This window comes from Serratia quinivorans (genome assembly GCF_052113645.1).
GTDB lineage: Bacteria > Pseudomonadota > Gammaproteobacteria > Enterobacterales > Enterobacteriaceae > Serratia > Serratia quinivorans_B.
Genome location: NZ_JBIEIU010000017.1, coordinates 42,353 through 65,172 on the forward strand (window position 1 = coordinate 42,353; position 22,820 = coordinate 65,172).

General features: G+C 53.3%; 26 protein-coding genes. All 26 read right to left on the reverse strand.

The features are described from left to right. Positions 1-23: 23 nt before the first annotated feature. The 26 genes from ACGS9J_RS23155 to ACGS9J_RS23280 all read right to left on the reverse strand — a co-directional run bounded on the left by ACGS9J_RS23155 (position 24) and on the right by ACGS9J_RS23280 (position 22,785). Positions 24-425, reverse strand: a complete 402-nt coding sequence (locus ACGS9J_RS23155) for a DUF6750 family protein (RefSeq protein ID WP_017891138.1) — start codon at positions 423-425, stop codon at positions 24-26. Between the two features lie 15 nt (positions 426-440). Continuing rightward, positions 441-971 (reverse strand): conjugal transfer protein TraQ, encoded by a 531-nt coding sequence (gene traQ / locus ACGS9J_RS23160; protein ID WP_010895872.1) that lies wholly within the window; start codon positions 969-971, stop codon positions 441-443. An 8-nt stretch (positions 972-979) separates the two neighbouring features. Beyond that, positions 980-1,723 (reverse strand): hypothetical protein, encoded by a 744-nt coding sequence (locus ACGS9J_RS23165; protein ID WP_129935361.1) that lies wholly within the window; start codon positions 1,721-1,723, stop codon positions 980-982. Continuing rightward, positions 1,723-2,955, reverse strand: coding sequence for a conjugal transfer protein TraO (traO, locus tag ACGS9J_RS23170; RefSeq protein WP_129935363.1), 1,233 nt, complete (start codon positions 2,953-2,955; stop codon positions 1,723-1,725). Before traO ends, ACGS9J_RS23165 begins: the two co-directional genes overlap by 1 nt. Before the next feature lie 4 nt (positions 2,956-2,959). Then, on the reverse strand, positions 2,960-3,967 hold the full coding sequence (locus ACGS9J_RS23175) for a DotH/IcmK family type IV secretion protein (RefSeq protein WP_442233039.1): 1,008 nt from the start codon (positions 3,965-3,967) through the stop codon (positions 2,960-2,962). A 2-nt stretch (positions 3,968-3,969) separates the two neighbouring features. Next, positions 3,970-4,644: a DotI/IcmL/TraM family protein gene (locus ACGS9J_RS23180; protein ID WP_129935367.1), complete on the reverse strand. Its 675-nt coding sequence runs from the start codon at positions 4,642-4,644 to the stop codon at positions 3,970-3,972. 90 nt (positions 4,645-4,734) lie between these two features. Next, positions 4,735-5,226, reverse strand: a complete 492-nt coding sequence (locus tag ACGS9J_RS23185; protein WP_129935369.1) for a hypothetical protein — start codon at positions 5,224-5,226, stop codon at positions 4,735-4,737. A gap of 9 nt (positions 5,227-5,235) precedes the next feature. Next, positions 5,236-8,469, reverse strand: coding sequence for an LPD7 domain-containing protein (locus tag ACGS9J_RS23190; RefSeq protein WP_442233040.1), 3,234 nt, complete (start codon positions 8,467-8,469; stop codon positions 5,236-5,238). Continuing rightward, entirely contained in the window at positions 8,466-8,603 is a 138-nt protein-coding gene (locus ACGS9J_RS23195; protein WP_017891016.1) for a hypothetical protein, read from the reverse strand. The genes ACGS9J_RS23190 and ACGS9J_RS23195 overlap by 4 nt, the downstream gene beginning before the upstream one ends. A gap of 8 nt (positions 8,604-8,611) precedes the next feature. Beyond that, the gene (gene icmT, locus ACGS9J_RS23200; RefSeq protein ID WP_241390675.1) at positions 8,612-8,878 is read right to left on the reverse strand and encodes an IcmT/TraK family protein; all 267 of its coding nucleotides are present in this window, start codon (positions 8,876-8,878) and stop codon (positions 8,612-8,614) included. 50 nt (positions 8,879-8,928) lie between these two features. Next, positions 8,929-10,086: a plasmid transfer ATPase TraJ gene (gene traJ / locus ACGS9J_RS23205; RefSeq protein WP_115185023.1), complete on the reverse strand. Its 1,158-nt coding sequence runs from the start codon at positions 10,084-10,086 to the stop codon at positions 8,929-8,931. Positions 10,087-10,116: 30 nt separating this feature from the next. Then, positions 10,117-10,905: a type IV secretory system conjugative DNA transfer family protein gene (locus ACGS9J_RS23210; protein WP_442233041.1), complete on the reverse strand. Its 789-nt coding sequence runs from the start codon at positions 10,903-10,905 to the stop codon at positions 10,117-10,119. Continuing rightward, on the reverse strand, positions 10,902-11,360 hold the full coding sequence (locus ACGS9J_RS23215; protein ID WP_442233042.1) for a DotD/TraH family lipoprotein: 459 nt from the start codon (positions 11,358-11,360) through the stop codon (positions 10,902-10,904). Before ACGS9J_RS23215 ends, ACGS9J_RS23210 begins: the two co-directional genes overlap by 4 nt. 36 nt (positions 11,361-11,396) lie before the next feature. Then, entirely contained in the window at positions 11,397-12,830 is a 1,434-nt protein-coding gene (gene pilV, locus ACGS9J_RS23220) for a shufflon system plasmid conjugative transfer pilus tip adhesin PilV (RefSeq protein WP_129935375.1), read from the reverse strand. Continuing rightward, positions 12,827-13,495 carry a prepilin peptidase gene (locus ACGS9J_RS23225; protein WP_130016810.1) on the reverse strand — a complete coding sequence of 223 codons (669 nt, stop codon included), beginning with the start codon at positions 13,493-13,495 and terminating at the stop codon, positions 12,827-12,829. The genes pilV and ACGS9J_RS23225 overlap by 4 nt, the downstream gene beginning before the upstream one ends. Further along, positions 13,495-13,980: a lytic transglycosylase domain-containing protein gene (locus tag ACGS9J_RS23230; protein ID WP_017891023.1), complete on the reverse strand. Its 486-nt coding sequence runs from the start codon at positions 13,978-13,980 to the stop codon at positions 13,495-13,497. Before ACGS9J_RS23230 ends, ACGS9J_RS23225 begins: the two co-directional genes overlap by 1 nt. A 54-nt stretch (positions 13,981-14,034) precedes the next feature. Beyond that, positions 14,035-14,628 carry a type 4 pilus major pilin gene (locus ACGS9J_RS23235; RefSeq protein ID WP_129935379.1) on the reverse strand — a complete coding sequence of 198 codons (594 nt, stop codon included), beginning with the start codon at positions 14,626-14,628 and terminating at the stop codon, positions 14,035-14,037. A 35-nt stretch (positions 14,629-14,663) separates the two neighbouring features. Continuing rightward, the gene (locus tag ACGS9J_RS23240) at positions 14,664-15,779 is read right to left on the reverse strand and encodes a type II secretion system F family protein (RefSeq protein ID WP_017891025.1); all 1,116 of its coding nucleotides are present in this window, start codon (positions 15,777-15,779) and stop codon (positions 14,664-14,666) included. After that, positions 15,776-17,266, reverse strand: coding sequence for a GspE/PulE family protein (locus ACGS9J_RS23245; protein WP_129935381.1), 1,491 nt, complete (start codon positions 17,264-17,266; stop codon positions 15,776-15,778). The genes ACGS9J_RS23240 and ACGS9J_RS23245 overlap by 4 nt, the downstream gene beginning before the upstream one ends. 5 nt (positions 17,267-17,271) lie before the next feature. Next, positions 17,272-17,856 (reverse strand): type IV pilus biogenesis protein PilP, encoded by a 585-nt coding sequence (pilP, locus tag ACGS9J_RS23250; protein ID WP_129935383.1) that lies wholly within the window; start codon positions 17,854-17,856, stop codon positions 17,272-17,274. Further along, entirely contained in the window at positions 17,843-19,147 is a 1,305-nt protein-coding gene (gene pilO2 / locus ACGS9J_RS23255) for a type 4b pilus protein PilO2 (protein ID WP_442233043.1), read from the reverse strand. Before pilO2 ends, pilP begins: the two co-directional genes overlap by 14 nt. A gap of 3 nt (positions 19,148-19,150) precedes the next feature. Then, complete coding sequence (gene pilN / locus ACGS9J_RS23260) at positions 19,151-20,785, reverse strand: PilN family type IVB pilus formation outer membrane protein (protein ID WP_129935387.1); 1,635 nt, start codon at positions 20,783-20,785, stop codon at positions 19,151-19,153. Between the two features lie 22 nt (positions 20,786-20,807). Continuing rightward, the gene (pilM, locus tag ACGS9J_RS23265; protein WP_017891030.1) at positions 20,808-21,233 is read right to left on the reverse strand and encodes a type IV pilus biogenesis protein PilM; all 426 of its coding nucleotides are present in this window, start codon (positions 21,231-21,233) and stop codon (positions 20,808-20,810) included. Beyond that, the gene (locus ACGS9J_RS23270; protein WP_442233044.1) at positions 21,233-22,258 is read right to left on the reverse strand and encodes a toxin co-regulated pilus biosynthesis Q family protein; all 1,026 of its coding nucleotides are present in this window, start codon (positions 22,256-22,258) and stop codon (positions 21,233-21,235) included. Before ACGS9J_RS23270 ends, pilM begins: the two co-directional genes overlap by 1 nt. Next, entirely contained in the window at positions 22,255-22,488 is a 234-nt protein-coding gene (locus tag ACGS9J_RS23275) for a hypothetical protein (RefSeq protein WP_128865607.1), read from the reverse strand. The genes ACGS9J_RS23270 and ACGS9J_RS23275 overlap by 4 nt, the downstream gene beginning before the upstream one ends. A gap of 87 nt (positions 22,489-22,575) precedes the next feature. Next, complete coding sequence (locus ACGS9J_RS23280; protein ID WP_129935392.1) at positions 22,576-22,785, reverse strand: hypothetical protein; 210 nt, start codon at positions 22,783-22,785, stop codon at positions 22,576-22,578. Positions 22,786-22,820: the final 35 nt, after the last annotated feature.

Sequence of the window (22,820 nt, forward strand, 5' to 3'; positions counted from 1 at the left end):
CCTTTTGGACTGGCCATCGGGTGTTAAATGCCTACTGGGTTAAGGGTCATCTGTTTCTGGCTACGGCTGGCCATCTGATCGAGTGCAATAAAGCATGCGCCAGCGACCAACAGGACCAGAATGTGCCCAACTTTAATTTGAGGGTTGTTTTTCTTAGTGGCCATCAGACCAATTGCTCCGGCAATACATCCAAGTCCGATGACCATTGAGGCATTGACGATCGGTTCTTTAAGCGAGTAAATCCCATCAAGCCACCCTTTGATCATACCGGCGATGTCATCGTCAGCATGAGCCAGAGGGGTAAGAAACCACGCCAGTCCCCCGGCAATTGCGCGGGCATAATACCGGCGTACTGTATCGGCCATGAGGGCACCTTTAATTGCGATGAACAGGGGAATATCTTTCAGGGAGTGACGAGCTTTCATTATTACCTCTATGTTTTACCAATGAATATTTAGTGTGTTTTGTAGGGCATCGAGTACCCGGGGACTGACTGCGAGCATTGTGCCGACAATGATTCGTTTAACGCCGCTTGAAACATCCTCACCGGCACTGAGTCCGGTGTGGCCGTCCTTCTGTGAGCGTCGCAACCGGAGCAAACCTTGCAACGCATAAATAACGCCCACCCACTGCAGCAAAGTCAGACCGGCGTTAATGGCGACCGCTGCCGGGCCATATTTGCCCTCTGACACATAAGCAATAGCGCCAAAGGTGACATTGCCCAGCGCCATCTGCTGCGAGGTGGCGTTCATGACCTGGTGTAGTGCGATGATGCAGCCGCACACCAATACGACGGACAGGATTTTCCCTGCGCCATCCTGTACCTGGCCGCGCCTGGCTTTGCTGGCAATGTTTCCAAAGTGCAACGCCAACATGACCAGACCGCCAACGGCACCCAGCGCGAGAACAAGTTGGATCCCGACAGCGGTCACGTTATTGACGGCATTGGCCAGCATTTGGACCAAATCCATAGTTCTCCCTACCGGATAACACCGGCGGTGGTGATCACTTGGCGTTGTGTGGTGTCAATACTCTGAACGGTGGCATTACCAATGCGGTCACCGGGACGTAGCGCCCAGGTGCTGCCTTGGTAATTAACCCATGCTAGCCCTGGGTAAAGGCTTGCGATCGTTGCACCACGAAGGGAATGGGTTTTTGTGCTGGTCCGAAGGCCATGATTGGCTGAGCGAGCCACGGTTATAGGTTGCGGGGTAACCATTGCGGACGATGGGCGCTGTGTCAGCGCATTAACCTGGCGTTCCAGTGCGCGTATTCTCTCGTCGAGTGCCTTGATTCCTTCCCGGTTGTTCTCACTGAATACGCGGTTGTTCTCGATAGCGTGCTGTGTTGCTTCTGTAACAATGGCATGCCCGGTGGGTTCCGGGGTTGGCATTGCTGCCGACGTTGGCTGATCCCGAGTGGCGGGGGCAGCAGGAGAGGATGTTACCGGTGTCGGAACTGACGGACTCACCACCTCCTGGGCCGCAAACTGTGGCGGGGCACCGCTGTCATGTGGGTTGTTGCGCATCACACCGAACATCACGATCCCGATGAGACTCAACGCCATTATTCCTGCCTGAATCGGTGTCACCTTGATACCGAGCGGCAATGTAATGAGCTTTTGTTTTATGGGCTCACTGACGATGGGCGTTTCTGGGATATCGGTATCTTCCGCCAATGGCTCTGGTGGGGGGGTATCAAGATCAAAATGGGACTTGGACATTACTGTTCTCCTGCATTGAGCGGTGTAACTACTGCGCTTTTATTGACTCTGTCGCTCTCATACACCCCTTTCATAAATTGGATGGCCACGATTTGGTTTTTGAACACTTTGACCTGCTTGACCGGGAGGCGAGAGGCATCATTGGTCATCACCTTGCCGGCATTGGCTCCCAGACCGCCGACAATGGTGCCGGCCACAGCTGAACCGCTGACCTTGCCGGTACCGCCGGAAATCGTCCCTGCATTGGTGGACAGTATTTGGGTGTTCTGTTGCTTGTAGAGATCTCCTAGGCCGCCGAGGCTCGAGGCAACGGCTGGCAGAAGAATGCGACTGATGTAGCGGTTGCTAACGTCGCTTGCTACTGCCGATTGCAACGTGTCGTCCTGCAGGGCATAGGCGTCTACCTGATAATCAACGCTGTTAAGCGTCATGCGGGTAAAGTGGATCACAACACCATCGCCAGCCAACTGAACACCCTGAGCGGTGAAACTGGCACCTGCCAGCACGCCAGCAGGAATATGCGCAAGAACGATGGAGTTGAGGTTGTCAGAATCCACAGCGCTGTCGATTACACCAGGGCGGCGGGTATGAGGCGGTACGACCACGATGTCTGCCCGGGCTTTGGCTTGTGCCTCCAGACTGACCGGGGTTTCCGTTGGTGCATTCCCAGGCAGACTTTGAGTCCAGTTACCGAACGAACCGCCTGCGGATGTGTCAGCCGGTTGGTTTGTACCTTGTTGGTTCTGAGCTCCCTGACCAAAGGCGCTGGCCAACTGCATATTCCCGGGCTTCCAGCGATCGTTGAGTGTTTTCAAATACCCCTTCAGTGCCGCTTTTTGGTCTTCGGCAATACCGCCATTTTGTGGATTGCTGCCTTGCTGAGTATCAACTGGTGTCGTATTCAGGCTGACCGACTGTGGTGCCGGTGCCGGCATTTCTGCATTGATGTCACTCATTCGCAATGACGCTACAAAACTGGTTCCACCATTGTCAGCCGTTTTATAGCCGATGGTGTTGGCCTCGCTTTGCAGCCGCTGGTACTGGACGGTTTCGGCGCTGTTGCGAGGCGCATTATTGGCGACCCGATTGAGTTTGTACTGCGATGGGGTTGGTTCGGGCCGGTTTAGGTACCCCCATCCAAGGTAGACACCTGCACCGATAATTACGGCGGCACCTACTATGACCATGGCGGTCTTTTTCCCGTCGCTGGCGGCATCTTTTTCAATAGCCATGGTTTTACTCCAGGTTGATGTTCAGAGTGGCATTACGCCCTTGAACGGAGAAAACGACTTCCGGGGTCACCGGCAGCTTCCAGATGTGGGTACCGTCAGCGGCAGAAGAGGTCTCAACAAAGGCATCCCGTAGCTCACTGCGAGACCGGATATAAAGGTCATCACCTATCTGCCAGACGTTGGTCATCGGGACATTGCCACTGGTTTTCAACCGTTTGGCTTCTTTGGGCGGGGTACCATCAAGGAAAGCTTGCAGCGTGGGGTTATCCAGACTGATTTTCTCTCTTGCGATCGGCAATGCTTTGGCTGCAGGCCCGCGCATGGGGATCCGCAGGTTAAGGCTGCTGTCAGTTATCTGAGCTTTGTCCGCGTTATCCGGCTCACCACTGGATAACGCAATGACCACCGGTACTGGCAAGCCTTGCAAGTAAACCGTGACGCTGCCGGAGTCATAGGCGCGCCTTGCCTGTACGGACATCACTGCGCTGTTTGGAATGAACTGGATATAGAAACCGCTTTCGTTGCCGTTCACCGGGGGGGCCGCGATATTCCAGGGGGCGCCGGTTTCATCGGTGAATGATACGGTGCTTGGGAAGTTTGGCAGGGCTCGCAGCATGGGTAACGATGCTCCAGGTGACAGATTCACGGTCAGTGAACTGACTCGCGGGACGGCAGTCACCGGGGAGCGGCTCTCACTGCGCTGCAGCTGATCGAATGTGCTACGCAGATGTGTTACATCGTCCGGGGAAAGCGGGGCCATTTGGCCTTCGGCATAAGTCAGTGCCGGTGAGGGCAACGGTGTATTCCCAGCCGGTGGTAAAGGGGCATTCGGAGCTGGCTCGGGAGTTGACTGTACTGGTACCGGGTTGTTTTGAGCAGCATTCGCCGCCGGGGCATTGCCCATCGTCTGGGCTGGTTGCCAAGCGTTCGGTGCCGGGGCGACATCGACGGTAGTGGCGGCAAAAGTGTTGGCCGCAGTCAGTAATAACAGACCGGCAAAAGGGTTTTTCATGACTATTGAGCCTCATAGGTAATGAGCTGGGACACTTCCATGCCGGTGTTTTTCAACCGGGGATCTGTACGCTGAATCAGCAGTGACACAACAAAACTTTGTTCGGGCAGTGACGACGTTTGGCCCGTCATCTTGAATTTTGTGGGGTACTGGATTTTCCAGGCATAAACACCGTTCTCCAGCGTCCCTTTGCTGACGATGACGCCCGGAGAGGTCATAACGGACATGTTCATTTTCTTGTCTTTAACGGCCGTGAGGACGTTAGACGTCGTCAACGCGGTGTAGTAACTGCGAAATCCTTCATCGGAAAAACGCGGAAGCAGGTTATTCATCTGCGTTCGGTAATTGACAAAGTCGAGCGTGAAGGCTTCACGTATCACACGGTTACCAAAGTCGGTCACATCGGCATCGCTGTACGCGGGCTGGTCTGTTGGCGTGAGGGGAATGACGCGACCATCCTGCGTGGCGAAATACTTCACCGGCGGATGCAAAACGGCATAGGTCAACACACCAATAATCAACAAGCAGAGGGTGATGGAGGCGCTTTGCCACACATTGGTGGTCAATGACTTGCGGGTGAAGTAAACATTCAGTTGGTTGGCCTGATGCTGCGCGACGGCGGCGTCATAGGGACCAGGTAACTCCGGTGAAGGAGAGACAGGCTGTTTTTTTTGCATGGCGTTATCCACGGGCAGGCCTCACCAGGTTATGCCCGGCGAGGCTGCAAGAAGGAACAGGTAACATCCGCTGATTTAGCGAAAGACGTATTAACGACTAAAGAGGTAATCACCACCGGTCACGCTTGAGGGTTGCGATGGTGGAGGTGAAGTTACAGGGGCCTGTTGGTAAGAGGTTGGTGCGTAATTCTTGGGCGCATTGACCGAACGGGAAGATGTGCCAACCAGGCCACCGCTGCGAGAAGACAAATCCCCCCAGGGGTCAATTTGACTCGGAATATACTCTTGGATCTTGTCGTGTGCGGCACGGCAAATCTTGTCTTTGATGCCGTTGAGAATACCGCTCAGGTCGGGAAAGGTTGGCACGGTGATCGCTGTACTGATATCGCCTAAACACTGCTGTAACCCACTGGACACCTGATTTTCGCGCTGAGACCAGGCTTCTGCTGCTTTGCGATCCCGTTCATAGCCGTTTTGGGCACCGATTTGAGCCGCTGAGGCTGCGCGACACGTCGCGGCATGCGTCGGCAACGTAAACGTACTGGCCAGCAACGCGGCCAGCAAAATTGAGCGTAATTGCATAATGACTCCTTACACCCCTGGGCGGGGTGACTGCGGGGTAGGCCGGGAGGTGTTCTCCACAATATCGATGTCCCGGCGCTGCGGGGTTTGCGACGGTGGAATGTAGTCGTGCGTAAACCCAAGTTGTTTATGCAGGGCCGGGGGACACTTTGCCGGTTCAACCAAGGGGGCGTAGAGGCGATCCTTTTCCCCTTTCAGCCGGAAAACGAAGGCATTATTGGCTCCCGACTCATGATTGACTGCATTACCGTAGCCAATCGCTGTTACACCTTCGGTAGTCACAGCATTGAGTGCCAGATAACGATGGCCCTTGTCATTGGTGCAGAGTTTGCCCAGCACCGGATGATATTCGTCCTGATATTGCACAACGCCCTGAACATACTCACCCAGGCCTTTAACCAGCAGTAGCTTGAGCTGATTTTCACTGTCCATAGCTTTCATCAATACCGTGCCGGCATCCTGGGTTTGTACCGGCAGGTTTGGTTGTGCCGGACGTGTTGCCGGGGCGGCAGTTCCTTCTCCGTTGGGTTTAAGCCACACCAGATCGTTGGTAGGTTCAGGGAGCGGTGGCAACGAGATACCGGCATCTTTGGCCAGTTGGATCACTTGTTGCTGCAACGCGGTAAAGTGGGTCATGTCGTAAGCAACCAATGTCGCCGGTGGCGTGGCCTGTTGTTCGTGACTGACCAGTAATTGTGGGTCGATAGCCGATTTAATCTCCCACTGGTTTCGATGGGTGGCGATTTCCTCCGTTTTCTCAGTACCGTCGGCATTAACAATGACCTTTCCCTTTTCATCCCGAACTTTAGCCATAACAGTTACTTCTTTATTGCCTAACCATCTCAGCGTAACAACGTCATCCTTCTTGAGACCACTGGCGGGTACGATTTGGGCCAGTTCTTTCCCCCAAATGTACCGCTCGCCCCCAGCCGTGCGTAAATGCACGTAGTAGCTGTTGTTCTCCGACTCGTCGAAGTTATAGCGAGCCTGACCGTGCCCCAGTAAGGTGCCGGTCAGTCCGGCTTCGCTCTCTTTGCGGCTGGCGTTACGGGGTTCATCGGTCGGCAATACCGTCGGTCTCAGTTCCGGCGGGAGACTGTTTTTTTCTGAGGGGGCAACAGAGGGTGATGTTGACTCTCGTTCTGGCACAATCGCCGCCGTCGGCGTTCCGACTGGCGTTGGGGTGTCTCCCGGTGCGGGTTCATTGCTCAATGCCTTGCGCGCTTCATCCAGCATTAACTGTTGTTGTGGGTTCTTCATTTTGACATCGAGGTTGTACTCGGCGATCAACGTCACAGCACGTTGTTTAAACTCATCGCTGCCGGTCAATTCAATACGTCCCCGATATTGCTCACGGGCAACCAGCAGGGCAGTCAAGATCATGGCATCGTTTTGGCTCGCCGTGGCATTGGCCATCGTGAGTCGGTCACCGTGGTCAACAAAAGCCGGCTCACCGGAGAACAAATATTTTACAGAACGGCCATCTGCTGCAATTTCATGAGTGATCTGTTGCATTAATGCATCCAGATCAAGAGGGGTGACCTGGCGACTTTGTTTGCCGTCCGGCATTTCTATCCGTATACCGTCAACTTCGAGCTCAACATCGGAAGCCTGCGTTTCCGTTGGAGGCGTATTGGCGCTTTCGTTGATTGGGCCAGAAGCCGGCGTTGGTGCGAGGCGACTGGCAAACGAAACAGGTGCAGCTATGTCTTCGAGTTGCTCCGCTGCTGCGGTGAGCGATGTTATTTCTGTTGGTGCAATTTTTGCCTGTTTATCTACTGCTTTATTATCATCAGTTTCCTGCTCATCCTTCATGGAGGGTGAGACAGGTGCCGTAGGTGAATACTCCAGGACCTCCTGATCATTCAATTCTGCAATAATATGGCTGTAGTCGGCATAGTCCTCCTGGAAGGGAGGTGAAGGTTCAACATAAGCTGCAGCCGTGACTGTGGGCTCGGGATCTGCCGAAGCTTGCATCCTGGTGTCGTTGGCACTGATGTTCGGTTCGATGGGTTCCGGTATCGACGGCATTGGCGTATCGTCTACCGGATCCAGTACCGGTTCAGCGATAGGGGTATTTTCCACTGTGGGCTCCACTTGAGTGATATTCAGTGCGGCAAATGTGGGGGCCAGGTACTGGGTTAATGCCTCTAACCCTCGAGCCTGGTGAAAATCGTTAAAATCGGTGAGGCCTTGTTGCCGTTCTGACGGCGTAAACGTCGGCAGTATCACCGTGCCGCCGGTGGCTTCGGCAGCTTCTTCTGCTTTCTCTTTACCGGGGTTGCCCGGGCGTTTGGGTTTTGGCAGGTCGTCATCCCCCAAAAATAACTTAGGGCTGTCGGGATAGCGTTCATGCAGGGCTTTCGCCACTTTCACCAGATTGCCGGAGTCAACGGTCATGACGACGGGATGCTGAAGGGCCATTGCCCCACTGGATGCAGTCGCGTACCCCTCGGCAAAGACGATGGGACTGCCATTTTTCAATGAACCACCGACGACAAAAAAACTGCCCTCCTTTTGGCCACCTTTGCTGAGGCGTTTACTACCATCGGGGGCGATGGTTTGCAGTGTACGGATATCCCCGGCCGCATTGCTGAGAGGAATGACCAGGTTTTCTCGTTCTGAGCGGAGACCTTTTGCGGCTTTGACCCCTTTTTTGTTCAGGTAAGCATGATTATGGCCAGCCTGATTGAGGGGGGCGTAACGAGAGGCGGATGCCTGTGCGACCTGATTGTGTTCCTTTATTTTGCGTTGTTCACGCCGATGTTGCTCCTGAGCGGCTATCGCCTTTTGGTGAGCAATAACAGTAGGATCTGGCCGGGCAGAGGCTGATGACCAAACGTTACGGTCATCTCCCGCGCGATGGTCGGTGAACCAGCCGTTGGCAAAGCCATCCTTATGGCCCACATAAACCCCTGACTGTTTCCCGGTTTTATCATCATCCATTGCGATACGGTGAGCTTTCCCATCCATTGTTGGAGGCCCACTAAGTTTGCCCCCAAGGACGCGGATAAAGTCGCCAAATTCCTGTTGGGGATCGCCCTGTGCCGACATCACCAGGGCAGTGTCTGTCCGCCATCGCGACAACTTGCTGAGATCCGCCCCAGGTCTGGCGAACCACAGTTTTTTATCAGCATCGAACTCAAGGGCATTTTGGCCATTTTCAAGTTTTCCAGCCTGGCGCTTGGCTTCTTTAAGTTGCTCAAACGGGATCACCAGGTAAGTCGGTTCAGTGACTTTCATTCCCCCTCCCAGCCCAGTTCATCGACATTACCCGAATAGATGCCAATCCAAATGCGAGTAGGGCGGTATATCAGGGATTGGAGTAAATAGCCGGCCAGAAATGGCGTGTCAGATTTTGCATATTGTTCTTTCATCACAGCTCCTATTCAAAAAATTTTCGATACCACCAAGGTCGCCCGGTAATGATGTTTCCCCGCATCCGGTGCAGCAGTCGTTGCAACAGCACTGTTAGCGTGTAACCGAAGATGGCCAGCACCTTGTAAAAAATCAGCAAGGCAATGCAAAACATGAGCATGGGCAGACTTGGCCAAATGACCCAGATAAGCAGCACCAGATAAACCAACACGGGTATACCCCAGAAGGTGGCGGGTCGCCCACTGTCGAGCCAAGGGGAATAGTCGCTATCCATCAAGGTGGCGGGCTGCCCAGTGTCGATCCAGGGGGAATAGTCGTTATTCATCAATATCTCCGTTGTTTATCGGTGAACTCACGCCAACCGATCACCCGTTCTGCGACACGGCTATCGATGCGGCCTTCTACAAACAGCGTCCAGGCTTGATCTGCGATCCGACTTTGTTTTTCCCGTAGCGTTGCGTTGATCATGTCTGGCCAGCGTGAGTAGTGTTCGAGTCCAAGCCGGTGGCGCCAGTCGTCATCAAACAACACATATTCCCGGACAGCCTGGCGTTTGCCGTCGATCGTCGGCAACAGGTGTTGCACAACGACAAAGCGCATGGCGTCCAGAAGGTCGAAGGCGATTTGTTCACGTGAGTCGTTGGGTGCCATCAAGACACAGCGTGAAAAGGCATGCCCGGGTGAGAAGGCGTGAAGTGTACCTAACGTTAAGTGTCCGGACTGGGCGCAAGCGACTGCAGCCTGGAGCGTCTCAAGGTCACGGATTTCACCGATGCCGATAATATGGGGAGCCCGACGTAAAGCCAGGCGCAAACCGTGGGCAAAACTGGGTACATCACGTCCTATTTCAGACTGCTGCGGTCGCAGCAATAATCGAGGGCTATTTAACAAATACTCGACAGGATCCTCATAGGTCACCAGTTTGCCGTTAGGGTTTGTTTCACCGTAATGCTGGTATACGGAGGCCAGAAGCGTGGACTTTCCCGAACCCGTCGGGCCGCAGACCAACCCCATGCCATCCATCGGTAAAAAGCTGCGGAACAAATCCTCTTCTATCCCCATATCCTCAAGGATGGGGATGTTCGACGGAATGATACGCAGAGTCATGGCAATGGCGGTATTGAGCGCCCCGATCGTCGCCTGGATGAAGTTGGTCCGAAATCTGACTCGCTCACCGCGTTCGAGCCCAAAGCGGCCATTATTGTCGCCTTCTAACTGCAGGGGACGATCGGCCCCTTGCCCCCCCTGAACGAGGGATTTGATATCCGGGGTATACACCTCATCAATCAGGCGAACCAAATTGGCATGTTCCAGAGGGAACTGACCGGCGACCACTTTACGGCCATGATGATCGACAACGATAGGACTGCCACTTTGCAGATGAATATCCGATACGTTATGGCGGTAACAGTGAACGAAGAACTCTCGGAGTTTGTCAGCGGTAAGACCGCCCCTGAAATCAAAACTGTCTAAATCCGTCATGTCGACACTCCTTGCTGAGTGTGATGTTGATTACTGTTGGGTGTTTATCGTGGGTTTCCAGCGTTTTTTATCCAGTTCGAAGCCGGCACGTTGTTTCAGGTCACGGACTTTATCGCCCAGCATCAGCTTGTCTTTCGAACCGGTGACAGACTGCAGCTGTTCACTGACCACTGGTGGTGTGATCATGCCCTGTTGTACAAGGGTGGAATAACGCACCATGCCGGTGTAATCCCGGGTCAGCCGTCCAAAATTACTTTCCAGGGTTCGGTCGGCACTTTCTCGCCCCTCCTGCCACCCTTTCTCTATGGCTGCCCTCCAGACTTTTTCCTCATCTCCATTTTTAGGGCGGATTTCCGTTGGAATGTCTGTGTTGATGCCCAGGCCAGCCAGCAAATATTGGCGCCAGGTCGGCGGGTTGCTGACAAATCGCTCGGGAACGAGAATGTTGTAGACTTTGTTAGCTGTGCGGATTTGACTATCGGTAATGTGGGCCAGAGATTCTGATGCCACGATCACCGGAGGTAACCAACCTTGTCTGCTGATGAGGGGGGCGAACGTATATAAGCGATTAAGCGCATCGTTCTGACCATTCAGAGCCTCTTGAAGCTCCCAGGCGCGTTGAGCCTTTCCCCCACGAAAGCCCACGGTTTGGCCAGCATCATTAAGTAGCTGCCAGAGCGTGTCGTTAAGGCCATGTTTGTCTATGGTCTTGGGTGACAAATAGGCATCAATACTTGGTGGCGGGGATGATTCAGTTGTAGCCCCGATAGCCGGCACCGTGACCAGTGCCAGGCACAGGGCCAGGGCTTTTCGTGTCATGCCAGTTTTCCTTTTTTCAGGGGTAACATGAAATAGAGCCGTAGCTCAGTTGGCTGCTGATCCAACTGAGCTCGCCAATCGATCTGGGTGCGAACCAAACGCAGAACCTGTTCAAAGGTTGCGTCCTGTACATGGATTGTCAGGGGCAGGGGCAGGCGAACGCCCGTATAAGCAAAGGACAAACCGCGTTGATGCGCTAACTGACTGAGCAGTTCGATAGCGTCGCCGTCCCAATCCACTGCGATCCTCTGAGAGTTAGCGGTGATTCGTGGGATGAACAACGATGAACGTGTCTGGTTAATGGCGTCAGCTTGGTTGAGTAGGGTAGTGGTGATTTGTATGTCCTGTGCTGAGTGGATGATGTGAGCCTGAGGGGTAACCAGTGAATGAGTAGATATGTCACGCGAACATGCACTGAGCATTAGCACAGTGCATGCGACCATAAAGGTTTTCATTGATGAGTGTCCTACGGAAAGGTGGGGTAACGCGATTTATTGGTAACTCAATACGTTGAACGACCCGGGGCTACATCCACGGTCAGGTAACGGATCGGAAACAATGTTGAATGTAGCGCCCGCCGGTACGGTGAAGTTGATCGTGGTGCTTTTGGCCCATTGCGGATTGTTATTTATACTCGTCGCGACATTTAAACCGTTTACGAATGCGGTCAAAGCGTAAGTGTTATCACAAGAACCATCATTAACGCCCCAGTTCTTGGTGGATTGTCCCCCGAGGGCACTCACCGACATTGTTGAAGTCCCAGGATTAGACCCTGAATAATTTCCTATGTGGTACCCCAGTTGTTGGTAGGCACCGTTGCCTTTTCCTGTACTTCGCCATAACCCATTCTGACAATACAGCAGAGCGCCATCGCCAGTGCGACCCACTAATCCGTTAGGGCTACAGCCCCATCCTTCATTAGCTGTGCCATCCAGCTGTAGATATTCGCCCACGGATGCGCGCCCATCGGCACGAACACTCCCCCCTTTCAGTTGGCCGCCGGTATAAATGCCTTTATTGTTAATCGACTTAATCCAGTCGTTATCATCCATATAAAGCCCACCGCCGTGGTCTTCGTTGAGCCAGCCTTTGCCATGCTTGGTGATGAGCCAACCTGTGTCACTTTTGATATCGCCCTTTGCGGAAATCCAGCCATTTGAGTAAACGTATTCATTTGCAACAACGCGTTTACCCGTCACGTCTTCACTGAAGTTGCCTGTTTTCGCGTTGATAGCATTTGCGTTGTTCAGATCGTTGGCGCCCATATCAATCGCAGTATGCATCTTATTGAGATCAGGACGACCGTTAACCTGAAAACGATACAGGCGATCGCTTTCTTCCGCCCCGCCGGCCAATACCTCTGACGTTAAATAAACCGCCAGATGACCGCTTTGTCCGCTAAGTCCCATGCTGGCCAGATTGACTTCCCAGCCCCCGCCGGCACCGTTGGCAATATTGGCGGGATAGATATACCCACCAAGACCAGACGTGTTCTGCGCAATATACCGCTGCCCTTTGAACGCAATATCCTGGCCACCGGCCGTCAACACAAAGGCGACCAGTTTGTCGGTTTGCGCAGGATTGCGTGTCACCGCGAGGATATAGTTCTGAGTATTATTGTTGGTCAGGGAGAAACCTGTCGGCAGATACCCTTTATCACGCAGGATTTGTCCGGTTACCGTGACATTACCGCCGCCCTTAACCTGATTCAGTAGGGTGTCGTAGTTATCTTTGACATATCGGCGTGCGCCCTGGCTCACGGTGCTCAGGTGTGTCGCTGTTATGACCCAGGTTTGTTCCTCCACATAGTTGGAATATCTTTCCAGTCCGATCGGCGCAGCGATCAACACGATCCCCAGCACGATGGCCATTGAGATCAACGATACCCCCCGGTTGATACGAGGGTTGGCAACTTCAGCAGTCATAAAGCACCTGATAGGGTCAGTTGAGGAGAGCTTCCGGCCAAGGTCGCCAGTAAGGCGAACAGCCAGGGAGCATAAGGTTGAGCCATTTTTTTCGTCAGCAACGCACCAACGATAAACAACAAGAATGCACATCCGCTCAGCACGCTGGCCAACTGCCAGGGAAGCCAGGCACACAGCGCGGCGATCAAATGCACATCGCCCAGGCCAAACCCTTCTTCACCCCGCAGGCTTTTGGCACTGTAGTGAAAGGTATAGAGGAACATAAACATGCCGATACTGCCTGTGAGCGCCTCCGTCAGGGTGAGCGTGCTCCCAGGCAGACAGGTAAACAGCAGACCTGTCAGCCAAAATCCATTGGTATACCGTAGTGGCAGCCAGTAGTTCCGCATGTCGAGTAACACCATTGGGATGCCCCATGCGAGTAATCCAATGATTTTGACGGCCCCTAACCACGGGAAGCCAGCTAATGCTGTTGTTGCGATCAGGACAGTGCCGGTGCCGACGAAAGTTATCGTGACGCTACGTATCTGCAATTGAGTGAGCGGTGGCCCATGATGTTCGAGTAGAAATTGCTTGGCCTGATTAACGAGCGGTTGTGTGAGGATAACGAGAAAAACACTGGCGAAGCCGATCAGCAGAGTGATCTTCAAAAGGTACATGGCCATCAGGCCGCACCTCCCTTGAGCTTCATGTACATGGCATAGATCTTCCGGGCGTAAATCATGCGACGCGGGCCATTGTTGTCAGCGAACCCGGCATTGTAGGAGCCGAGGCATTGCCAATTTACGCCGCATTGCTTTAGGTGTTTCGCCAGTATCCATGCTCCGATTTGTACATTGAGGCACGTATTGTTCAGCAGATCTTGTTCACTCGTAATAAGCCCAAGAGCACGCAATTGAGGAATGTGTCGATCATTGATTTGCATCAGCCCGAAATCGCGACTGGTGACGTGCCCCTTCTTATCGCGATTCATGCCGACTGCTCGGGGGTTTAGGCTGCTTTCGACGGTAGCCATCGAACGCAGTAATAGGGGGTCGACTTTATAGCGTGCCCCGGCTTCATTAAAACAGAACGCCTGTGCCGGCAGCGATAATAATAACGCCCCGCCCAACACCAGACAGGACAAGGCTCGTTGAAAAGAAAACAACATAAGAATGCACTCCAGAAGGAGGCCGGCAACAGGACGTTACCGGCGGGATGGGCATCAGGTGTTGCTTGTGAAAGTGAGGGTGTTTTGACCCACCGAGCCTTTATCTGCAGTGCACTGTGCGCCAACGGCGCTCGCCGCGATTGCACCATTAGTCGACGTGCCGTTAACCATGGTGGTCACAACACTCGGCGCCGCACTCAGCTTGGTCGCCAGAGTAATGCACGCTTCCTGTGGAACCGCCGCGTAGGTCAGTGAGAAGGAGGACTTCTGACCGCCAGCGGTAGCAACGGGTTGCACGGTGACAGCCCCACCCCACAAGTTTTGAAGCTTGGCGGTTCCGGAGGACTTTGTACCCACAATAGTCATGTTTGCCGGCGCACCACCAAACTGGATCAGTGCCCCCGTCATGGCATCAGCTGCTGCGAAGTTATAGATGCCAGAGGTTTTCAGCATACTGCGACTGTTAGTCAGCAACTCTGCGGCATTGTTGTACTCAGTGCTGGCATCGTTTTTGTTAAACAAACCCCCTCCCTGGGTAATGGCAACCGTCAGTATTACCAAAGCAATAACGATATAAATAGCTGCTTCAAGCAGGGTAATTGCACCACGGTTGATCACTGAACGAAGTGGTGTTTGTGTCTGTTCCATACTATTTCCTTTAGGTTTTTAAAAAGATGGGCACATTAATGTGCGCCCACGAGGTCGTTGAGGTTTTGTGTAGCAAGGACGATCAGGATCATGTATCCAGCGTTGGTGCCCAATGCGAGGTTGGAAAGTAAGGACGCCGTCCGCTTGATCCGGACTACAGTTTGCACAAGCCAGGCTCGAGCAAAGTTTTCAATAATGATTTCAGCGTTATCGCCATCGGTCAGCAGGACCAACTTGTCGATAGCACGTGGGGAAGGGAAACCGTAGCCGGCATTGCGTAATGCCAGACCGAGGTGGTTACCTTGTCTGACCTGGTGCTGAGTGGCAGCTAAGCGCTCATACAACCAGGGCGGCGCATAGCGACTCAGCATCTCGATGGCGTCTTCGGTTTTCACCTGTGCCCGCATCAATGCACTGAAATTCAGAAGGAACCCCACACCGAGAACGTCGCGATATACGCTCCAGGGCAATAAACGGTCTAAAACATGCTGCCGTGTTTTCCCTATGAGGTTCGGCATCGACCAGATCACGAAAACAACGAACAGAATAATGAACACACACAGGATAATGGCGTGATTGACAAAGAATTCGGAGATGGCGCTAAGCCACCACAAGGCGCCAACCCAATGATCTCGAGCTGATAATGACTCCAGCCGAGGCAAAAAATAGACAGTCACCATTTTCATCATGGCGAATGTCGTTGCCAGTAGCATTAACGGGTAAGTCAGCGTGGAAACCAACGCTGATTTCATATCAGACATTCCCTGAACAACAGTAATGGCTCGATATAAAGCAGCAGCCAGGTTACCGTCCTGGACACCGCCGCTGAGAATTGCAGCTTCCTGCTGGGGTATCCAGGATGAGAGCCCTTGGTCGACTGATTTTCCCTGGCGCAGGGCGTTTAGCATTTCCTCCAGGCAATAAACAACCGGGGGACGTTTTCCTCCGTAGCTTCCTATCATTGCCTGGAGGGCCTTTTCCACCTTGAGGTTATTGTCGAGCAGGAAAGCCAAATCCTCGTAGAGGGTCAGCCGGTCGGCGGTGGAGAAGGTTTTTTGAGCCAGCCAACGGCCTAACCCTTCATTCATGTTTTTCGATGAGGGCAGCTTACTGCGGAGTGCTGCCAGACGTTCGCGCAAGCGTAAAATCATGATTTTATCTCCGGCGGCAGCAAGGTCAGACTATCCTCGTCCAGCGGACTGATGTAATCCGCATCAATCGGGTCGACCATCCCTGCATTGAGATAACGCAGCAAATGTTGGCCGCGGGTAATACCCCCCAATTCGTTAACCCAATAACTGCGTGCGGTCAGCTTGCCCTCATGGCGAAAGAGTTCCATAAACCGGGCATCAGGGCGGATAACTTCGGCAATAACACGCCGACCGGTAACGCCCTTGTAACAGTGCTCACATCCCTCCGGATGACGAAAGGCCAGTTTCTCCACCTCGCAAAACCGCTCAAGTAGCTCTTTCTTCTCTTCTTCCAGCTTGTCACAGACCTCACTCCAGCTTTTTTTGCAGTGAGGGCACAGCAATTGCACCAGTCGTTGGGCAATTAGCCCGATCATGACTTGAGGATCGGCCACCTGGCCCATGGGGATACCCAATGTGTCGGTCAGGCGGTCAAGAATGCCGACAGCGTCATTCGCATGCAGCGTCGTTTCCACCAGGTGGCCGGACTTGGCCGCCGTCAGTGCAGATTTAACCGAGTTGGCATCACGAATTTCGCCGACGACTATGGCATCAGGATCTAAGCGCAACGCGGCAGAAATAGACCTAACCCAGGCACGACTAACGGCATCCGGATCGTTTTTATCGGCAATGATGGGGGTCTGAACTGCTCCCAGAATCAACCCCTCTGGCGGATCTTCCAGCGTCATCAAGCGTTTGCGGTGACCTGTAAAAGACAGGTACATCTCGCTGAATGTACGCAGGGAGGTACTTTTCCCGGAGCCGGTCGGGCCTGACAGGATAATCACGCCTTCGGGGCGTGCCAGCATGCGGCGAATGAGTATTTGTTGTTCCGGTAAAAAACCCAATTCGTCCAGTGTGGGAGGGGCTTTGCCTTCATCAGGTAAAATGCGCATTACGACATACAAACCAAACTCTGCTGGCGTATGGGCATAGCGTGCGCCGAATAACTTAAGCCCCTGCAGAAACTCTTTGCGCACCCGCCCATCTTGCGCACGATTGGGGTTAAAACTCTTTTCGGCCACGTCACACATAGACATCACGATAGTTGATGCTAGCGTTACCCCTTCGGCATGATCCAATTGGGTCACCGTTTCGAGATCACCGTGCACGCGAAATTGCACCACTGTCACATTATTCATCCCGATCAGCAGATGAATATCACTGGCACCTTTTATCTTGGCCTCCCGAAAAAAACCGATGATTTTCGCCTGTTGCGCGGAATAATCGTTAGCCTCGGGGTTGTCTGTTACCTGGCTTTGCTGCAATTCTCTTAATTTATCGAGCTGTACACGCTCGATGTGCAACCTGGGGTATTTCTTGTGCGCGTTAGCAATTTCAGACTGAACGGCCAAGTGACTGATGTGAGCATCCGAGATGTACAGGGTGGGGGCTTCAGACTTTGTCAGGTCCAAATAGATGTATGTTGAACCGCGTTTTTCGAACATGTTCGCTACCCCGCAAAGGAAAGTGACACCATTGTTTGGTTTTTCCCGGTTACGACCACTTCATTGAGGTTGATACGTTTAACAACGTATTCCGTACCTGGAATGCGGTTCCCTGCTTGCACAGTGACCTGGTTGCCATTACTGAGGGCTAACACAGCGGTAAAGCCCTTACCGTTCCCGGTGATCTCAACGATTTGTGGCGGGGTGGCATCTTGAGTTGCACCCTTGACTTCGTTCTTGTTGTCCTGAGCAGGGGGCGCCGGATTGAAAGGTTGATCCAGTCCTCGGTCATAACCGTTCTTTTGCAACTCATTCAAGGCTTTGGCCCTGGCAAGTTGAGCCTCATACAGCACCGTCTCAGCCTGTATGGCTTCGAGTTGCCCCAGGTTTAATGCCCGTCCAGCCTCGTTGCGGGTGAAAGTGGTTGGCAGTGGAATATCTGCTGATGTTGGTGGCTTCACCGATTGTTCAGCCGAAGGTGTAGCAAGTGGGGCCGCCGGTATGTCAGCGACAGGCGCGGCGAATGCACCGGGTGCGGTCAACACCAGGCACAACGCCCAGGGTGTTACCCAGGATTTAACGGTTGGCATACAGAAGTCCCTCAATGGTGTATTCCAGACGGTTGTTTTTGAGCGTGGTCGTGATGCTGGAAGCCCTTATTCCACGGCTATTGAAGCGCGTAGGGGCAAACAACCGATCAGGCGGTATGTCGGTAATGAACGTAAAGCTATAGGTACGCCAGGGCAGGTTTTGTATGTCGCCCTGTGTTAACTGGGTGGCAGCATCTGTTTCACTGAGGCGCAGACGGGCATTGATGCGCTGAGCATAGCTGGTCAGATGCTGAATCTGTTGGTTGCCCGGGAGTAAAACTTCAGGGGTTTCCGGCAGTGATAGCGGAACGGTTAAGGAAAAGGATGCATCATCAGCGCTGCCGGGAATGTTAAATACCGGTTCAATATCTGAGCCGTAGAGCACCGGCAGCCGCAAGGCAAAGTCACCCACGGTTCCCCCATTCGGCAATGTATAATGCAGTATGATTTTGCCGTGTGCATCGCATGTGGCCGTGTTGAACACCCATCCCGCAATGGAAATCTGCGCGTCTTTCCACACGCTACTGCAGGCACTGAGCATCGAGGGGAATTTCGGTTGCATTGCCCAGGGTTTCAGATTGTCAGCAGGTGCCTGTTGCTCCAATTGTTGTCTGGCCATCAATGCGGCCTGAGCGGCGGCAATACGCGCATTTTCCTGTTGCGTTTGCCATACCGAGTAACTGGCGTATCCCACGCCCAGGGTCACCACTGCAACGCCCCATAACCACAGTACCTGCGGGTTATGGGTTTTGCTCAGGCGGGCGCGTCGTAAACCGATTTTGTTGTCGATCAGTGCTGAGAGCGCCTTATCTTCGGTTTCCTTATCCGGGAAAAAACCGCGTGGGGCGTACACCGTCCAACCTGCTGTTGGTGCCGAGGTTATCTGTAGAAAATTTGAAACTGCGGTTCGTATGGCTGCATTGTCGCCTACGATGTCGCCGAACGGGGAGAGCATGCCGTCGCTGATAGCGACAAACCAATATTGGCCATCAGCGAGGGGGAAAACACCGTAACAGGCTTCTGGTAGCACCGGCATAACAGCTAACGCCATCGATGCCAACGAATGTTGCCCCTTTGTCCGGGGGGATTTATCAGAGATAGTGACAGTGCCCAGTAACGTGCCTTGAGCTTGTCCGTCGCCGATAGACAACGCCGCCCAGTGACTGGCATTTGCCTCTTTAGCGCGCATTCGCATGCTACGGCGCCCACGTAACGGAAGATATTGCCAGTGCAATCCTGCCACAAGCCAAACCTTCCCATTCTGCAACGTGTATGTCGTCTGTTGTTTCATGGCTTATCCCAAGATGACAGGGGTGATAAGAATGACAAGCATGGTTTTGTTGTTCTCACCGTTGGCTCCACCGCCAAGCCCGAAGAAGCGGAAACTCCCAACTCCCTGACGGTTAGCGGTGTTATTGAGAGACTGATAGCCACTCAGCACCAGCGTTTGTCCGGACTGCATGATCACGCGTTGGGTAAACGTCTTGAGGCGAGTTTTCATCAGTTCGACAGACGTTTTTTCGCTGGTAAACGTGCGCATGGTCGGGTCATCCGACATATTAATCGCGAACTGCAGCTGCATTTTTGGCGACTTGGGCATCAGGAATGGCAATACCGTCATATTGAAGCCGGTAGTGATCGTCGATTTGGTGATACTGCTCGATGAGCCGACGTTGGCCGTGTTTTCGGTGGTGACGTTGGAGGCATAGTCCTGTTGCAGAGCAACCTGAATGGGTACTGCGGACAGGTTAGTGGTCATGCTGGATGCTTCGGTCATCACGCTAACATTCGCTTGCTCGGACAAGGCTTTGATAAAGGCCTTTGTGCCGGCACCTTTGCCATCAAGGATAGAAACACCCCCGTTCAGGGCATCGGAAGCAGCACCACTGAATGCATTGGTCAATGACAATCCGATGCTGCCGCTGTTGAATACGGCGTTCCAATCAATGCCGTACTGATCCTGAGTGCGTTTTTCCACGCTGTAGACCTGTACGTTGAGCACCACTTGTCGATTGAGCTCATTGTTGCGGTCATCCAGATAACGGCCGATCTGCTCGAGGACACGCGGTGTATCGGTGACTGTTAGCACGCCAGCGGACAGATTCATGCGGCCGGTACCCGGCGTCAGCATCGACTTGATGGTATTGGTGACGTCCTCATAAAGGCTGGACTTGATTTCCATCTCGGTCGCCTGGGAGGTATTTGAGTCTCCACTGAGTCCACCGCCGCTGCTGTCGCCCGTAGCGCCCATTGACGAGGTGGTACCGCTCACTGTCTTGGAGCCAAAGCTCGCTTTACTGTCCATAAACATGACCGGGAAGGTGCGGGTGTCGAGGTAGAAAATTGCGATCCGGCCCTGCTCATAACGCCATGACAATCCCAGGCGCGTGGTGACATTGTCGAGCAACCCGCCCAGTTCCCCCTGCCAAAACACGCCCCTCAGTGCAGTACCACCGGTTACCGCCGGTGCAGGGCGAACGGGTGAGCCGCCCAACGCGGCCAAAGGTACCATCCCATTAGGGTCTGGTGCGGGAACGGGGCCACTGAGTTGTTCCGTCTTCCCGCCTCCTGTTGGGGCGAGCATGATTTGTGCATCCGGGGTGACGACGACAGGCAGGCGGCATCGTTTACTGATGAAGGCGCTGACCTCTGCCAACGTAATGCTACCGGGGCGGTTAATGGCGACGGCACAGGGCGGTAGTAAGCCATTACCCCCGGCCTGCGCATTTAATGGATAGGGGTTGATCCATTGTGATGTCAGATCACGAACGACAGCGCCGTTTTTTATCGCATGCAGATGTTTATCGGCTTGTTTTTCATTCTGTGAGACGGTGTTGTCGATTTTGTCGATACGTTCAAGTGGTGCACATCCGGAAAGCAGCAAACACAATGTCGCCGCCAACCCGGTTAAGGGGAGGTGTTTTTTCATTTTTAACCTTGGGGGAGAGGGATTAGTTGAGGTACACCAGGCTACCGTCAGTAATGCTATCCGGCACATTGACCTGCATGTCGTTGCCAAAACTGTCTAACAGGCGTCTTGCAACAACTTTTCCAACTAAGGCTGAGTGCCGGCTTTGTGCTAACAGCGCAGACATCAGCCCAGGTTGGTCAGGTTGGTAGACATAGACACGGTCAGCCTGCAGTACATTGTGTAACGCAGGAAGGGATGACCAGCCGAAGGCGCTGTCCGGGATTACACCGTCTTTTTGCGAAGGATTGTTATAGCGCCAGTCATTGATATCATTGATATAACGGACGGTTTGAATAGCGCGCTGGCTCAGCGTGCTATCCTGCAACTGTGTACCCGTTTGGTCATGGGGTGATATGTTTGACCAGACGAGGAAACCTATAAACACCGATAACAGCCAATAGACCATCAGTGGATCTCCTTATCGTCCACCGATATGACGCATTGTTCGTTACGCACACCTGCATACAGTGGCACTTTTGCCGTACCGTATAGCGTGAACAACCCGTTCAGCGCATCTCTGAAACTGCCCTCAAACTGCAACGGAGCATCGATACGATAGTTAGCTTGTGTCAGCCACGCCACAGTCCAATTAGCGACTCCCGGAGTAGAGCACGTTTCACTTGCAGCCCAATTAAACAGGGTGTCTTTCAGCGTGCTACCGGCTTCTATCCGCCAGACCTTTGGCTTAATAACTGTTTTAGGCAAGGTCACAAATGCAGTGGTTTTAACCGCTGCAGCAGGACGTGGCACTGGTAATTTTCCACCGAATGGATTGCGCCCAGAAGCAACCGCACCTTGTTTACTGGTGCTCGTTGGGGCTGTAGGCGTAGGTCCTGACGTTTTGATTTGTGGTGGTGTTACTGCCATTCCTGGTGTAAACGCGGCCGATTTGGACGCGACGGAAACGCGCTGGGCTTGCCAATCGAGCAAGGCCACCTTGCTCTGTCGCTGCAAGACGTCGTCCAAAACAAATGGCCATTGATCATTACCGGCCCACTGTAGTGTTTCGCGAGTATCCGGCTTAAGTTCTTGCGAGAAAGCAACTTGCCACCCTGCCGGCACTATCTGGCGCAAAGCCTGACGAAGTGTCTGGGATTTACCTGCACCCGCCAGCGCAGGTGTTCCAACGCGTTTCCCGAGATAACGAATAGCATGCAATGTGGGAACAGCCTGACCCGCCAGTGCAGGTGTCTCAGTTGCATTTCTTGCCGGCAGGACTTTTGATGAAGCAGGTAAAGGTAATGGCGTGCCCGGTGAGAGATTTACACGGCTGGCTTTAGCGAGTTCTGCCTGTGCCTGTTGGATAAGGGGGAGCTGTTCCTGGATCAGCGTAGTGACAAACTGCTGTGCCGGTACTGTCGGCGGTGTGTGGGTATTAAGGGCACACCCAGACAACACCACCGGAAGAGCGACGGGGAGGAATGATTTCATAGGCGGTTTTTCCTCGGGCCGGGGCGTCGACCACGCTTTGGTTCATTGGCACGATCAAGAACTCGCTGTGCTAGGGCGTTATTATCCAGCGTTGAGGTCAGGTCCAAAATGGCCTCAAGCACATCACGACAGGCTACTGGACGACTGAGGATCCCCGTCAAATTTACCGCTTGCTCATTAAGCATCTGATTATGTTTGGCATTCAATGAGTAGTTTTTCCGTTGTGTCATAAATATCACCTCGGTTACGTAGAGACGTAAGCACGTAATCAATAAAAAAGACCGACCGGGGTACCGGGCAGCCAAGGGGGGTGTTAATTAGGGATGTCTTTGCTGCTGGCGTGATGTTTGGCGCAGTGAGCGGCAACGGCTCAGCAGGGATAAATATTGAGGGAGGAAATTTTCACCGCTGTCAATTTCAGCTCGGCAAGTGCTCCGGGCATCGTCTTCAAGGGCGAATGTTTGCAAGACAAAATCTTCGGGTTGCCAGTCAACGGCAATGGTTTTACTCAGGGCTTGCTTCGACATCTATCCTCCGGTTGTACAGAGAAATGCTGAAATCA